The 13919-nt window shown below is 63.1% G+C and carries 16 protein-coding genes; 7 read left to right on the plus strand and 9 right to left on the minus strand.

The genetic code is table 11. The features are described from left to right. Positions 1-2 precede the first annotated feature (2 nt). The 3 genes from MB818_RS11700 to MB818_RS11710 all read left to right on the plus strand — a co-directional run bounded on the left by MB818_RS11700 (position 3) and on the right by MB818_RS11710 (position 2421). Positions 3-920: a GlxA family transcriptional regulator gene (locus tag MB818_RS11700; protein WP_234216919.1), complete on the plus strand. Its 918-nt coding sequence runs from the start codon at positions 3-5 to the stop codon at positions 918-920. A 79-nt stretch (positions 921-999) separates the two neighbouring features. After that, positions 1000-1875, plus strand: coding sequence for a TIGR01459 family HAD-type hydrolase (locus tag MB818_RS11705; RefSeq protein ID WP_234216920.1), 876 nt, complete (start codon positions 1000-1002; stop codon positions 1873-1875). Between the two features lie 102 nt (positions 1876-1977). After that, positions 1978-2421: a MaoC family dehydratase gene (locus MB818_RS11710; RefSeq protein ID WP_044028673.1), complete on the plus strand. Its 444-nt coding sequence runs from the start codon at positions 1978-1980 to the stop codon at positions 2419-2421. 70 nt (positions 2422-2491) lie between these two features. Here the strand turns inward: MB818_RS11710 and MB818_RS11715 are convergent, their stop codons facing one another. Continuing rightward, complete coding sequence (locus tag MB818_RS11715; protein WP_234172656.1) at positions 2492-3274, minus strand: bestrophin-like domain; 783 nt, start codon at positions 3272-3274, stop codon at positions 2492-2494. A 122-nt stretch (positions 3275-3396) separates the two neighbouring features. On the opposite strand from MB818_RS11715, the gene MB818_RS11720 reads away from it, so the two are divergent. Genes MB818_RS11720 through MB818_RS11730 form a run of 3 tightly spaced genes read left to right on the plus strand, consistent with a single transcriptional unit; the run spans position 3397 to position 5833 of the window. Continuing rightward, on the plus strand, positions 3397-4329 hold the full coding sequence (locus MB818_RS11720; RefSeq protein WP_234142971.1) for a bifunctional riboflavin kinase/FAD synthetase: 933 nt from the start codon (positions 3397-3399) through the stop codon (positions 4327-4329). Beyond that, complete coding sequence (locus MB818_RS11725) at positions 4326-4796, plus strand: YcgN family cysteine cluster protein (RefSeq protein ID WP_238905179.1); 471 nt, start codon at positions 4326-4328, stop codon at positions 4794-4796. The genes MB818_RS11720 and MB818_RS11725 overlap by 4 nt, the downstream gene beginning before the upstream one ends. Continuing rightward, a complete protein-coding gene (locus MB818_RS11730) occupies positions 4796-5833 on the plus strand; it encodes a threonine aldolase family protein (protein ID WP_238905181.1) in 1038 nt (345 codons plus the stop codon). Before MB818_RS11725 ends, MB818_RS11730 begins: the two co-directional genes overlap by 1 nt. Positions 5834-5923: 90 nt before the next feature. Here the strand turns inward: MB818_RS11730 and MB818_RS11735 are convergent, their stop codons facing one another. Then, positions 5924-6742 carry an alpha/beta fold hydrolase gene (locus tag MB818_RS11735; protein WP_234142969.1) on the minus strand — a complete coding sequence of 273 codons (819 nt, stop codon included), beginning with the start codon at positions 6740-6742 and terminating at the stop codon, positions 5924-5926. Further along, positions 6739-7341, minus strand: coding sequence for a 2-hydroxychromene-2-carboxylate isomerase (locus MB818_RS11740; RefSeq protein WP_234139799.1), 603 nt, complete (start codon positions 7339-7341; stop codon positions 6739-6741). Before MB818_RS11740 ends, MB818_RS11735 begins: the two co-directional genes overlap by 4 nt. Positions 7342-7448: 107 nt before the next feature. Here MB818_RS11740 and MB818_RS11745 point away from each other — a divergent pair, with 107 nt between their 5' ends. Then, positions 7449-8468, plus strand: coding sequence for a ribose-phosphate pyrophosphokinase (locus MB818_RS11745; protein WP_234139800.1), 1020 nt, complete (start codon positions 7449-7451; stop codon positions 8466-8468). Positions 8469-8550: 82 nt separating this feature from the next. Here MB818_RS11745 and MB818_RS11750 read toward each other — a convergent pair whose 3' ends face one another. The 6 genes from MB818_RS11750 to MB818_RS11775 form a co-directional block, all read right to left on the minus strand. After that, a complete protein-coding gene (locus tag MB818_RS11750) occupies positions 8551-8901 on the minus strand; it encodes an H-type lectin domain-containing protein (protein WP_234139801.1) in 351 nt (116 codons plus the stop codon). 126 nt (positions 8902-9027) lie between these two features. After that, positions 9028-9438, minus strand: coding sequence for a F0F1 ATP synthase subunit epsilon (locus MB818_RS11755; RefSeq protein WP_234139802.1), 411 nt, complete (start codon positions 9436-9438; stop codon positions 9028-9030). 12 nt (positions 9439-9450) lie between these two features. Then, the gene (atpD, locus tag MB818_RS11760; protein ID WP_234139803.1) at positions 9451-10875 is read right to left on the minus strand and encodes a F0F1 ATP synthase subunit beta; all 1425 of its coding nucleotides are present in this window, start codon (positions 10873-10875) and stop codon (positions 9451-9453) included. 19 nt (positions 10876-10894) lie between these two features. Beyond that, a complete protein-coding gene (locus MB818_RS11765; protein WP_234139804.1) occupies positions 10895-11770 on the minus strand; it encodes a F0F1 ATP synthase subunit gamma in 876 nt (291 codons plus the stop codon). A 15-nt stretch (positions 11771-11785) separates the two neighbouring features. After that, positions 11786-13324: a F0F1 ATP synthase subunit alpha gene (atpA, locus tag MB818_RS11770; RefSeq protein WP_234139805.1), complete on the minus strand. Its 1539-nt coding sequence runs from the start codon at positions 13322-13324 to the stop codon at positions 11786-11788. Continuing rightward, positions 13325-13885 (minus strand): F0F1 ATP synthase subunit delta, encoded by a 561-nt coding sequence (locus MB818_RS11775; RefSeq protein ID WP_234139806.1) that lies wholly within the window; start codon positions 13883-13885, stop codon positions 13325-13327. Between the last annotated feature and the right edge of the window lie 34 nt (positions 13886-13919).

A 13919-nucleotide genomic window follows, 5' to 3' on the forward strand; every position in this document is an offset into this window, starting at 1 on the left:
CCATGGACGTCCTTCTGCTGCATCCAACCCCCTGCCAGCGGTCGAGCCTGGCTATCGCCGAGGACATGCTGGACAGCGCCAACCGCGTGGCCGCGTTGCGCGGCGAGCCGGCGCCATTTCGCTGGCGCACCCTGCGACCCGAGGCGGTCAGCCCTGAAACACCCAGGCCCGAGTTGGTGCTGCTGCCGGGCATGGGGCTTGCCTCGGCGCAAGAGTTGCGCACCGCGATGAACGGGTCGGGCTTTGCCATACTGACGGATGCGTTGCACCACCTTGCCCGGCCCGGCACCCGCATCGCCAGCGCCTGTTCTGGCGTTTTTGCACTGGCGGCGGCGGGACTTCTGGATGGGCGACGTGTCACCACCACCTGGTGGCTGGCGCCACTTTTGCGCTCATGGTTCCCCAAGGTCCGGGTCGAGATGGGCGAGGTGCTGTGCAGCGATGGGGCGCTGGTGACGGCGGGGGCCTCCTTTGCCCAGATCGACCTGATGCTGCACCTGATCGAGACACAGGCCGGTTATGCCCTGGCCGAGGATTGCCGCCGCTTTCTGCTGGCTGACAGCCGACCCAGCCAACTGCCCTATCTGTCGGTGGCGACGCTGGTGGCGGGTGATCCGGCGCTGCAACGGGTCGAGTTGTACCTGCGCCGCCATATTGCCCGGCAGGTGCCGCTGGCCGAACTGGCCGAGGCCGCCGGGCTGGGCGCGCGCACCTTTGCCCGCCGCCTGTCGCGGGTCGCGGGCATGACCCCGAGCGAGTTTGCCCAGACCCTGCGGGTGACCGAAGCGATCCGCCTATATCGTGCGGGCGGGCTGAGCCTGGAACAGGTCGCGCATCGGGTCGGGTATGGCGATGCCACCGCGCTCCGCCGTGTGATGACGCGCCGCACCGGGCGGCGGCTGGAAAGCTTTCGCACCTGATGCTCAGCGCTTGCCCATGGTCATCGTCCGGCACATGCGGCATACACGGCCTGCGACAGTTACAAAGCCGGACCTCGACATGACCCAGATCATCAACGCCCTCTCCGACATCTCCGACCGATATCGCGCGCTGTTCGTCGATCTGTGGGGCTGTGTCCATAACGGGGTGACTGCCTATCCCGAGGCGGTCGCCGCGTTGCAGACCTATCGCGCGGCGGGCGGCATCGTGGTGCTGGTCACCAACTCGCCCAAGCCGCGCGCGGGCGTGGCGACGCAGCTGACCCAGTTTGGCGTGCCGCAGGACGCCTATGACACCATCGCCACCAGCGGCGACAGTGCCCGATCCGCCATGTTCCGGGGCGCGGTTGGGCAAAAGGTCTATTTCATGGGCGAATGGGACCGCGATGCAGGATTCTTCGAGCCGCTCAAGCTGCTCGACAACCCGGTCGAGATCACCCGCGTGCCCCTGCAAGAGGCCGAGGGCATCGTCTGCTGCGGCCCCTTCGATCCGATGGCCGACCCCGAGGTGAACCGACCCGATTTCCTCTATGCCAAGACCAAGGGGATGAAGCTGCTCTGCGCCAATCCCGATATCGTGGTCGACCGCGGCGAAATCCGCGAATGGTGCGCCGGGGCGCTGGCGCGGCTTTACACCGAGATGGGGGGCGAGAGCCTCTATTTCGGTAAACCGCACCCGCCGATCTATGATCTGGCCCGCCGTCGGCTGACCGCGCTGGGCCAGGATGTGGGCGATGGAGAGATCCTGGCAATCGGTGATGGTATCCAGACCGATGTCGCCGGGGCGATGGGCGAAGGGATTGATTCCCTCTTCATCTCGGGCGGCCTGGCCGCATCGGAAACCAAAACTGGCCTCAGCCCCGACCCCAAAGCGCTAACAGCCTATCTGAACAGGGAAAACCGGACCCCAACCTATACTATTGGACAACTGCGCTGAGCAGAAAGGACTTGATTTTCTGCACCTGCAAAGTAATAAAGTTGCCAAACTCAGGTGGAGACTTGCTCAAAGTTGCTCCATCGCCTGGATAGAGAGGGTGACATGTTGGACAATCTGCCGCGCGGAACGATCTGTATCGAAGATATCGAGATGGGCATGACCCGGTACCTGCGCAAGCAGGTCACCGACGAGGATATCGAGATGTTCGCCCAGGTCTCGACCGACCGCAATCCGGTGCATCTGGACGACGAATACGCCCGCGACACCATCTTTGAGGGGCGTATCGCCCATGGCATGCTGACCGCCGGGCTGATCTCGGCGGTGATCGGCGAGCAATTGCCGGGACATGGCACGGTCTACATGGGCCAGTCGCTGAAGTTCCTCGCGCCCGTGCGCCCCGGCGACACCGTCTATGCCGAGGTCAAGGTGATCGACATCGACTTTGCCAAGCGCCGGGTCAAGCTGGACTGCCATTGCGCCGTCGATGGCAAAAAGGTGCTGGTGGGCGAGGCGATGGTGCTGGCCCCCTCGCGCAAGTTCGACTGAACCCGACTGCTGTCGATTAAAACCGCAGCACCTCTGGTGCTGCGGTGTTTTCTTGTGCGTCTCGGCGACGTCATCGGCCAAGCTCGGCCAGCTCTCCCATGAACAGATTTTCAAATCCCGTTGGCATCACCATGCCCGGCGCGTGATAGGGATTGGCAAAGGCGACCACAAAGAACACGATCAAGCCGGTATAGGCCGCGAAGATCGACAACAGAAAGATGTTGTGCGTGTTCGGCGCATGGGTGAACAGGCCCGCAGATGTCAGGACCAGCCCGGCAACCGCAGCCATCATGAACAGGTCCTGTACATTGGCGATCGCCGCGTTCTCGCGCAATCGCCGCAAACCGGACACCTCGCGCAGGTGGTCGACGACGATACCCTTCAGCACGTTCTGCCGATCCGTCGCGGGTTCCAGTTCCAAGGCCCCGACATAGGCCCTTTCCCAGGCCGCCCAGGCCTCGGGAGAGAGGATATCCGCCTCTGCAAGGCTGTCCCATTCCTGCTCAAGGACAAGACGCACATAACCCGCCAGGTCCTTGCGGATCGGCAGCGTTTCCTCCGGATCATAGCGCTTGAGATCATAGAACGCGTCCCCCACCAGAACCGCCTCACGCGCGCTGGCGGTGCTGATGTCGCGCACATTGATCAGTTCCTGTGCGAAAACCAGCGCCAGGATCAGTGCATGCAACGCCCCGACACGGGTAAAGATAGGGCCGGCCAGGTCGGACTTTGCCTCACCCGAGCGGCACAGTATCGCCCGGGTCAGCCCATAGGCCGATAATGCCAGCACCAGCGTTGCCGCAACGAACACGAACGCCGCAACCGGGACCGGCAGTTGGAACAGAGTTTGCATCCGATTGTAACTCCTGTCGGGTGGGACGAAAACACCCCCGCCGGTCCCGGAGTATGCGTTGCCGATCCGGTTCCGGCAAGCAGCGCTTGATCCCGCCGTCGCGGGACGCTAGGCCTGCTGCCATGCGGATCATTCGGGATTACAAATTCGTCGAACCTGCCGACCGGGGCGCCAGTGTCGCCATCGGCAATTTCGATGGTGTGCATATCGGGCATCGCTCGGTGATCGAGCTGGCGCGGCAGGCCGCGCCCGACGTACCGCTTGGCGTGATGACCTTCGAGCCACATCCGCGCGAGTATTTCGCCCCCGACAGTCCGCCCTTTCGCCTGATGCGTGGCCCGGCACGCGCGCATCGGCTGCAAAAACTGGGTGTCGAACGGTTGTACGAGTTGCCTTTCAACGCCGCGCTGGCCGGGCTGACACCTGAAGAGTTCGCGCGCAGCGTCATCTGCGACGGGCTGGGCCTGGCTCATGTCGTGATCGGTGCCGATTTCTGTTTCGGCAAGGCCCGCAGCGGCAACGCCGCCGACATGGTCCGGTTTGGTCAGGAAATGGGCTTCGGCGTCACCGTCGCGCCGCTCCTGGAACAGACCGAGCGCGTGATCTCGTCGACCGCGATCCGCACCGCCCTGAGCGAGGGCCGCCCGCGCGACGCCGCTGCCATGCTGGGCCATTGGCACCGGATCGAGGGCGAAGTGATCGGTGGCGAGCAGCGCGGTCGCGAGTTGGGCTTTCCCACCGCAAACATGTCCATCGACGGCCTGCATCCGCCCCGGTTCGGCGTCTATGCGGTGCTGGTCGACGTGCTGGACGGACCGCACAAGGGCAGCTATCGCGGTGCTGCTTCGGTCGGGGTACGGCCGATGTTCAACGGCGAGCAACCCAATATCGAAACTTTCCTGTTCGATTTCTCCGGCGATCTTTATGGCGCCACCCTGAGCGTTGGGCTGGTCGACTACCTGCGCCCCGAAATGACCTTTGACGGGCTCGACGCCCTTATCGCGCAGATGGACGCCGATTGCGGCCGCGCCCGCGACATCCTGGCCGACCTATGAAGGATCCGATCGACCGCAACGGGCTGCGCCCGCGTTTCTGGGAGCGCAAGCCGCTGGCGCGGCTGAACAAGACCGAATGGGAGGCGCTGTGCGACGGTTGCGGCAAATGCTGCCTCAACAAGCTTGAGGACGAGGAAACCGGCGAGGTCGAGCTGACCCGGGTCGCCTGCCGGCTGCTGGATGACGAGAGCTGCCATTGCACGCAATACCCGATCCGTCACCAGTTCGTACCCGATTGCATCGTGCTGACTCCCGACAATCTGGACAGCCACGCCTATTGGATGCCCCGCACCTGCGCCTATCGGTTGCTGTGGGAGGGCAAGCCGCTTTACGACTGGCACCCGCTGATCTCGGGCGATCCCGAGAGCGTGCATCGCGCGGGCGTATCGGTGCGCGGCATCACCGTATCCGAGTTTGAAACACCAGAAGAAGACTGGGAAGACCATATCATCGAGGAGCCGATCTGATGTTCTTTGCCTCTGACAATTCCGGTCCCGTCCATCCCGAGATCCTGGCGGCCCTGACCGAGGCCAATCAGGGCTATGCCATGGCCTATGGGGCCGACGCACAGATGCAGGCGGTGCAGGAGAAAATTCGTCGAATTTTCGAGGCGCCAGACGCGGCGGTCTATCTGGTGGCAACCGGGACGGCGGCCAACTCGCTGGCACTCGCCACCCTGTCACAGCCCTGGCAGACGATTTTCTGCTCGCCCGTGGCCCATATCCACGAGGATGAGTGCAACGCGCCTGAATTCTACTCGGGCGGCGCCAAGCTGACCCTGGTGCCCGACGGCGACCGTATGACACCCGAAGCGCTGCGCGCCTCGATCAGGGGCGAAGAGACCCGTGGCGTGCACGGGCCGCAGCGCGGCCCGGTCTCGATCACCCAGGTGACCGAACGCGGCGGCGTCTATTCCATCGCCGAGTTGCAGGCGCTTTGCGGTGTGGCCAAGGAGTACGGTCTGCCGGTGCATCTGGATGGCGCCCGCTTTGCCAATGCGCTGGTCGCGCTCAACGCCTCGCCCGCTGAAATGACCTGGAAAGCAGGCGTGGACGCGGTCAGCTTTGGCGGCACCAAGAACGGCTGCATGGGGGTTGAGGCGGTGATCTTCTTCGACCCGAAACATGCCTGGGAATTCGAGCTGCGCCGCAAGCGCGGCGCGCATCTCTTTTCGAAACACCGCTATCTGTCGGCACAGATGGAGGCCTATCTGACCAACGATCTCTGGCTGCGCTCGGCGCGGCGGGCCAATGACAATTGCGCCCGCCTGGTCGAGGGGCTGCGGGCGTCGGGGGCAACGTTCCTGCACGAGCCGCAGGCCAATATCGTCTTTGCCAGCTTCCCACGCGCGACCCATCGGCGCCTGATGGGTGCGGGCGCGTCCTATCACCTGTGGGGTGCGGAACTGGAGGGCGCGGACGAGAGCGAGATGCTGGCCTGTCGCATGGTCTGCGACTGGTCTATCGGAACGGATCAGATCGACCAGTTCCTTTCCTTGCTCTGAAGGGGTGCAGGGGGCGCTGCCCCCGGTGCAAAATTCGGAGAATTTTGTCACCTCCCCCGGAGTTTTTTTTGGCGAAATGAAGAGGCGTGCTCAGCCTGCCCGCGACCAGAGCGCGCGGATATGGGTCGCCGTCTCCTCTGGATGGGTGATCGGCAGCATGTGACCGGCGCCCTCGATCACCTCTTCGCGGGCATCGGGCAAACGGCGCTGGAGGCCCTTCGAGATCGCTTCCATCACCGGATGTGTCAAGGCGCCCCGCAGCAGCAGAACCGGCATGGCCGCGCGGTCGAGCCGCCCCGGCGCCAGCAACCCGGCGGTATCGTCGAACAGCGCGGCATCCATCGTCGGCACCACATGGATTCCCCGGATCATGGCAGCGCGGGTCGCTTCGGGCAGATCGGGCCAGCGCGGGCTTGAGGCGGTGCTCCACATCCGGTTGAAAAGCCGCGCGGCAAGCGCACGGTCTCCGGCCGATAGCGCATCGAGATAGGGCTGCGCGTCGCTCGCATGGCTGTCGATCAACTCGGGCGCGTCCTGGCCGGCCACGGCAAAGAAGACCGGTTCAATCAGGGTCAGGCTGCGCACCCGCTCGGGATGTTCCACCGCCAGGCGCAGCGCCACCGTGGCGCCAAAGGAGTGGCCGATCACATCCATCGGTGCCTCGGTCAGGCAGGTCTCGGCAATACGCAGGATACGGTCCTGAAAACAGCCCTGCCCGTCCCAGTCCGGGCTGCGCCCGTGACTGAGCATGTCGGGGGCGGTAAAGCGCGCCTCTTCCCCCAGGATGCGTGTCAGCCCCTTCCAGGCGCCGGAATGGGCGATGGTGCAATGCAGAGCCAACACCGGGCGTGGACCATGGCCGAAATGACTGACATGGGCGGCTTGCGGCAGGATCTGCGCCGTCCTCACCCTTTCATCTCCGCCAGATGGGCGTCGAGATCGTCGAGCCTGTCCTGTCCCCAGAACCGCTGCCCGTCGGCGGTGATGTAGAAAGGCGCGCCAAAGACACCACGCTCGACCGCCTCCTCCAGATTGGCGGCATAGGTTTCAGCGCCCGCCAGCAGGCCACTGTCGGCCAGTCCCGGATCGAACCCGGCGCTGGACAGGCAGTCACGGATCACTTCATCCTGAGCGATATCGCGTTCCTCTGCCCAGCAGGCGCGCAGGATGCCATGACACAGCGCGCCCAGATCACCGCCCCCGGCCCGCCCCGCCGCGATGATCGCATAGGAAGACGGGGCGGCATTGGTTGGCCAGAAAGCCGGCTTCATGTTCAGGGGCAATCCGGTCTTGCGCATCTGGCGCTGCAACTCTTGCGCGCGATATTCGATGCGCGAAGGATGGCGATCCTTGGGCGGCACGCCACCGGTGCGGGCAAACAGCGCCATGATGTCGATCGGCTTGTAGGCGATTTTCGCCCCGTGACGGGCGGCGATTTCCTCCAGACGCTGCCCGGCGAGATAGGAGAAGGGGGAAAGTGTCGCAAAAAAGTAGTCGATATCAGCCATATTCGTTTTCTCCGCTGCCTGCGCTTTGCGGGACCGTACGCCCATGCTAAGCGGTGTCAACATCACGAATCTGTCACAACAGACAGTGCTGCCTGGGGATAATCGTCATGCCGTCACTCACCGAGCCCAAGCTGATCGCTGGGAACGCCAATCTTCCGCTTGCCCGCTCCATTGCCCGCCGGATGAGCCTCTATCGCGGGGTCGACCAAGGGCTGGTCGATGCCCGGGTCGAGCGGTTCAACGACGGCGAGATATTCGTCGAAGTGTTCGAGAATGTCCGCGGCGAGGACATGTTCATCATCCAGCCGACCTCGAACCCGGCCAATGACAACTTGATGGAACTGCTGATCATCGCCGATGCGCTGCGCCGGTCCTCGGCCAGCCGGATTACCGCTGTGATCCCCTATTTCGGCTATGCTCGCCAGGATCGTCGCACCAAGGCGCGCACCCCGATCAGTGCCAAGCTGGTCGCCAATATGCTGACCGGCGCCGGGATCGAGCGGATCCTGACCATGGATCTGCATGCGGCCCAGATTCAGGGCTTTTTCGACATTCCGGTCGATAACCTCTATGCCTCGCCGATCTTTGCACTGGATGTACAGACCCAGTTCAAACAGCAGATGGCAGACCTGATGGTGGTTTCGCCCGATGTGGGGGGCGTTGCCCGGGCGCGGGAGCTGGCCAAGCGGATCAACGCGCCGCTGTCGATCGTGGACAAGCGCCGGGAAAAGCCGGGCGAAGTGGCCGAGATGACGGTGATCGGAGATGTGACCGACAAGATCTGCCTGATCGTCGACGACATTTGTGACACAGCCGGAACCCTGTGCAAGGCAGCGCAGGTGCTGCTCGACAATGGCGCGCGCGAGGTCCACTCCTATATCTCGCACGGGGTGATGAGCGGGCCGGCTGTCGAACGGGTCAGCAATTCGGTGATGAAGTCGCTGGTGATCACTGATTCCATACAGCCGACACCCGAGATCCTGGCCACCCCGAATATCCGCGTGGTACCGACCGCACCGATCTTTACCCAGGCGATCCTAAATATCTGGAACGGAACGTCGGTCTCGTCCCTGTTCGAGGACAAGACCCTGCGGCCTATCTACGAATCTCTCTATCACATGGACTAATGCCGCTTGCCGGTTCAACTGAACCGGCAAGCGGCGAGCGCCCCAAAACATTCGACGAATTTACTGGGGCCACCGCAAGTGATCAGATCACGTCCCAATCATCTTCGTTGCGCATGTCGCCGATCGCGGTCCAGCCGAGCCGCAGGCGGGCGACGCGGGTATCCGCCCAAGTGCGAAACACCAGATCGAAGCCTTCGGGCGTTGCATTCTCGGCCTTGACCTCGGCCCGCACCGCTGCGCCGGTATCCACATCCCATAGCGAAATCGTGACCATTACCACCGGGGTAGAGCGGAACGGCTGTTCAAACAGGACGGGCTTTCGCCTCTCACGACTGCCCGAACCGGTCCACATGTCGCCGTCATTCTCGAAATCCGAGAACATCGCCTCGTCGCCCTGCTGAATGGCGACTGGATGGGAAGTAAACAGCTTCATGGCTCAAAACCCACACAAATTCCTACTTTTCTTGCGTCTCTATCAGACCAGTCCGGCCAAAACATGACGCAAAAAGGGCCAGCCCGTTGCCCGGCTGGCCCCTGTTCTGGACTGCGCTCGCGAGGCTCAGAGCCCCATATGCGTGCCCAAGGCCTCCATATCGGCCAAGAGCTTGGCTGCGTCGTCAACGACGCTGGTATGCTCTTGCCCCTTGGCAGCCTCGTGCGAGCTGCGCGCCTCGGAGATCAGTTCGTCCAGATGCGCCCGCGTCACCTCGGTCACCGGAATGGCTTTCTCGGCCAGCACCGACAGCGTGTCGGCGCCGATCTGGGCAAAGCCGCCCGTGACCAGGTATTCGCTGGTGCCTTCGGGTCCTTCGACCTTCAGCACCCCGGGGCGCAGCGTGGTGATGGTGGGGGCATGATCGGGCATCGCCGTCATGTCCCCGTCCGCGCCGGGAATCTGGACCGCGCTGACCTGAAGCGACGCGAGGCGGCGCTCCGGGCTGACGAGGTCGAATTGCATCGTGTTTGCCATCAGGGATACTCCTTAGGCGGCTTCTGCGGCCATCCGCTCGGCTTTGGCGATCACTTCGTCGATGCCGCCAACCATGTAGAAGGCGCCCTCGGGCAGGTGGTCGTATTCACCGGCCACAACCGCCTTGAACGACGAGATGGTGTCTTCCAGCGGAACCTGCACACCGTCCGAGCCGGTGAACACTTTTGCCACGTCGAAGGGCTGGCTGAGGAAACGCTGGATTTTCCGGGCGCGGGCCACGGTCAGCTTGTCTTCTTCGCTCAGTTCGTCCATGCCGAGAATGGCGATGATGTCCTGCAGCGACTTGTAGCGCTGGAGGATACCCTGAACGTCACGGGCAACCTGATAGTGCTCTTCACCGACAACCTGCGGGTCGAGGATACGCGACGACGAGTCGAGCGGGTCCACGGCCGGGTAGATACCCAGTTCCGAGATCGCACGCGACAGAACGGTGGTTGCGTCGAGGTGCGCAAAGGTGGTTGCCGGTGCCGGGTCGGTAAGGTCGTCCGCGGGAACATAGACGGCCTGGATCGAGGTGATCGAGCCTGCCTTGGTCGAGGTGATGCGTTCCTGCATCGCACCCATGTCGGTGGCCAGCGTCGGCTGGTAACCCACGGCCGAGGGGATACGGCCGAGCAGAGCGGACACTTCGGAACCGGCCTGGGTAAAGCGGAAGATGTTGTCGACGAAGAACAGAACGTCGGTGCCGGACTGATCGCGGAACTGCTCGGCCAGGGTCAGGCCGGTCAGTGCAACGCGCGCACGGGCTCCCGGAGGCTCGTTCATCTGGCCGTAGACCAGCGCCACCTGCGACTCTTCCAGGTTATCCGGTTTGATAACGTTGGATTCGATCATCTCGTGGTAGAGGTCGTTGCCCTCACGGGTCCGTTCACCCACACCCGCGAACACCGAGAAACCCGAGTGCACTTTTGCGATGTTGTTGATCAGTTCCATGATGAGAACGGTCTTGCCCACGCCGGCGCCGCCGAACAGGCCGATCTTGCCGCCCTTGGAGTAAGGGGCCAGCAGGTCGATGACCTTGATGCCGGTGACCAGGATGTCGGTCGCGGTCGACTGTTCTTCGAACTCGGGGGCAGGCTGGTGGATGGCGCGGGTCTCGGTCGCGTTGACCGGGCCCTTTTCGTCCACCGGCTCGCCGATCACGTTCAGGATGCGGCCCAGGGTGGCCGAGCCAACCGGCACCGAGATCGGGCCGCCGGTGTCGGTCACCACAGCGCCACGGACCAGACCTTCGGTCGCGTCCATCGCGATGGTGCGGACGGTGTTCTCGCCCAGGTGCTGAGCCACTTCGAGAACGAGGCGCTTGCCGTTGTTCTCGGTTTCCAGCGCGTTCAGAATTTCAGGCAGTGCGTCATCGAACTGGACGTCGACGACGGCCCCGATGATCTGCGTGACTTTGCCTTTTGCATTCGCCATGTTTCGTCTCCGGATTTTCTTACAGCGCCTCGGCGCCGGAAATGATTTCGATCAGCTCGTTGGTGATGACGGCCTGACGCGAGCGGTTGAATTCGATGGTCAGCTTGTCGATCATCTCGCCCGCGTTGCGGGTCGCGTTGTCCATCGCCGACATCCGGGCACCCTGTTCCGAGGCCCCGTTTTCAAGCAGCGCCGAGAAGATCTGCGTCGCCACACCACGCGGCAGCAGGTCGGCCAGGATCGCCTCTTCGCTGGGCTCGTAGTCAAACAGCGCAACCTCGTCGCCCTCGCCGTCGGTCTCGAAGGCCGCCGGGATGATCTGTTGCGCGGTCGGCACCTGGGTCACGACATTCTCGAACTTCGCGTAGAAGATCGTGGCAACGTCGAATTCACCGGCATCGAACCGAGCCAGAACATCACGCGCGATATCCTGAGCATTGGCATAGCCCATGCTCTTGATACCGCTGAGATCGACATGACCCACCGAATGCTTGGCGAAGTCACGCTTGAGCGCGTCGCGGCCCTTCTTGCCGACGGTCAGGATCTTGACCGTCTTGCCCTTGGCCAACAGCTCGTTTGCGCGGGTGCGGGCCAGTTTCGCGATGTTCGAGTTGAACCCGCCGCACAGACCGCGTTCGGCCGTCATGACGACCAGCAGATGCACCTGATCGCTGCCCGTACCACGGAGCAGCAGCGGCGCACTGTCACTGCCGCCGACCGAGGCCGCCAGCCCCGCCATCACGGCATTGAACCGTTCGGCATAGGGGCGGGCCGCTTCAGCGGATTCCTGGGCGCGGCGGAGCTTTGCCGCCGCGACCATTTGCATGGCTTTGGTGATCTTGCGGGTCGATTTGACCGACTCGATCCTGTTTTTAAGGTCCTTGAGAGAAGGCATGTCCCAACTCTCTCCTTATGCGAACGTGGCGGCGTATTCGTCGATCGCTGCCTTGAGTTTGTCCTCGGCGTCGCCCTTGATCTTGGGATCTTCCTTGGTGATCCACTCAAGAACATCGGCCCGCTTGCCGCGCATATGCGCGATCAGGCCCGCTTCCCACCGGCCGACATCCTTGAGGGCGATCTTGTCGAGATAGCCTTTGGTGCCAGCAAAGATGACGCAGACGATTTCCGCGTTGGTCAGCGGCGAGTACTGCGGCTGCTTCATCAGCTCGGTCAGACGCGCGCCACGGTTCAGCAGCTGCTGGGTTGCGGCGTCGAGGTCGGAACCGAACTGGGCAAAGGCCGCCATCTCGCGATACTGGGCCAGCGACAGTTTCACCGGACCGGCAACGGTCTTCATCGCGTTGGTCTGGGCCGAGGAGCCCACACGCGAGACCGACAGACCGGTGTTCACGGCGGGGCGGATGCCCTGGTAGAACAGTTCGGTTTCCAGGAAGATCTGGCCGTCGGTGATCGAGATCACGTTGGTCGGGATAAAGGCCGACACGTCGCCGCCCTGGGTTTCGATGACGGGCAGAGCGGTCAGCGAACCGGCGCCGAAGTCCTCGTTCAGCTTCGCCGAACGCTCCAGCAGCCGCGAGTGCAGGTAGAAAACGTCGCCCGGATAGGCTTCACGTCCCGGCGGACGGCGCAGCAGCAGCGACATCTGACGATAGGCCACGGCCTGTTTGGACAGGTCATCATAGATGATCAGCGCGTGACGGCCATTGTCGCGGAAGTACTCGGCCATCGCGGTTGCGGCATAGGGGGCCAGGAACTGCATCGGCGCGGGGTCGGATGCGGTGGCGGCGACAACGATGGAGTATTCCATCGCGCCGTTTTCTTCCAGCTTCTTGACCAGCTGGGCCACGGTCGAGCGCTTCTGGCCAACAGCCACGTAGACGCAGTAGAGCTTCTTGCTCTCGTCGTCGCCAGCGGCATCGTTATAGGATTTCTGGTTCAGGATGGTGTCGAGCGCGATCGCGGTCTTGCCGGTCTGACGGTCGCCGATGATCAGCTCGCGCTGGCCGCGACCAATCGGGATCATCGAGTCGACGGCCTTGAGGCCGGTCGCCATCGGCTCGTGCACCGATTTACGCGGGATGATACCGGGCGCCTTGACGTCTGCAACGCCGCGCTTTTCCGCCTTGATCGGGCCTTTGCCGTCGATCGGGTTGCCCAGACCGTCGACAACGCGGCCCAGCAGCGCTTCGCCTTGCGGCACGTCCACGATGGAGTTGGTGCGCTTGACGGTGTCGCCTTCCTTGATGTCCCGGTCGGAACCGAAGATCACGACGCCGACATTGTCGCTTTCCAGGTTCAGCGCCATACCCATGATGCCGCCCGGGAACTCGACCATTTCACCGGCCTGAACATTGTCGAGGCCGTAAACGCGGGCGATACCGTCGCCGACGCTCAGCACGCGACCGATTTCGGCCACTTCTGCTTCCTGACCAAAATTCTTGATCTGGTCCTTCAGGATTGCAGAAATCTCTGCAGCTTGGATACCCATTTATCCGACCTCTTTCATTGCATTCTGGAGGGAGTTGAGCTTGGAGCGGATCGAGCTGTCGATCATCTTCGAGCCAACTTTGACGACAAGACCGCCGATGAGGCTTTCATCCACGGTCGCATTGATGGTGACCGATTTGCCGACCTGCTCGCTCAGCGTCTTGGTCAGTTTTTCGATCTGGGTCTTGGTCAGCGCCTTGGCCGATGCGACCTCTGCCGTGACTTCGCCGCGCGCCTCTGCCAGCGCGTCGCGCAGCGCGTTCAGCAGTTGCGGCAGCACGAACAGACGCCGTTTCTGCGCCATCAGGCCCAGCGCGTTGGCCAGAACCGGATTCAGTTTCATCTTTTTGGCAACCGCGGTGATCGCGGCCTCCTGATCGGCGCGCGAGACCAGCGGCGAGGCGATCAGGCTGCGCAGATCGGCGCTGTCACCCAGGGCGGCGGTCAGATCGTTGATGCCGGTTTCCAGACCCTTGAGGTCATTGTTGTCTTGCGCGATCGCAAAAATCGCGGTGGCATAGCGCTGAGCAATGCCTGCGGAAATCGAAGCTGGTTCGGACACGTCCACCCTTCCGATATTTTGGCCCCGAACGCGC

The organism is Ruegeria alba (genome assembly GCF_022321465.1).
GTDB lineage: Bacteria > Pseudomonadota > Alphaproteobacteria > Rhodobacterales > Rhodobacteraceae > Ruegeria_B > Ruegeria_B alba.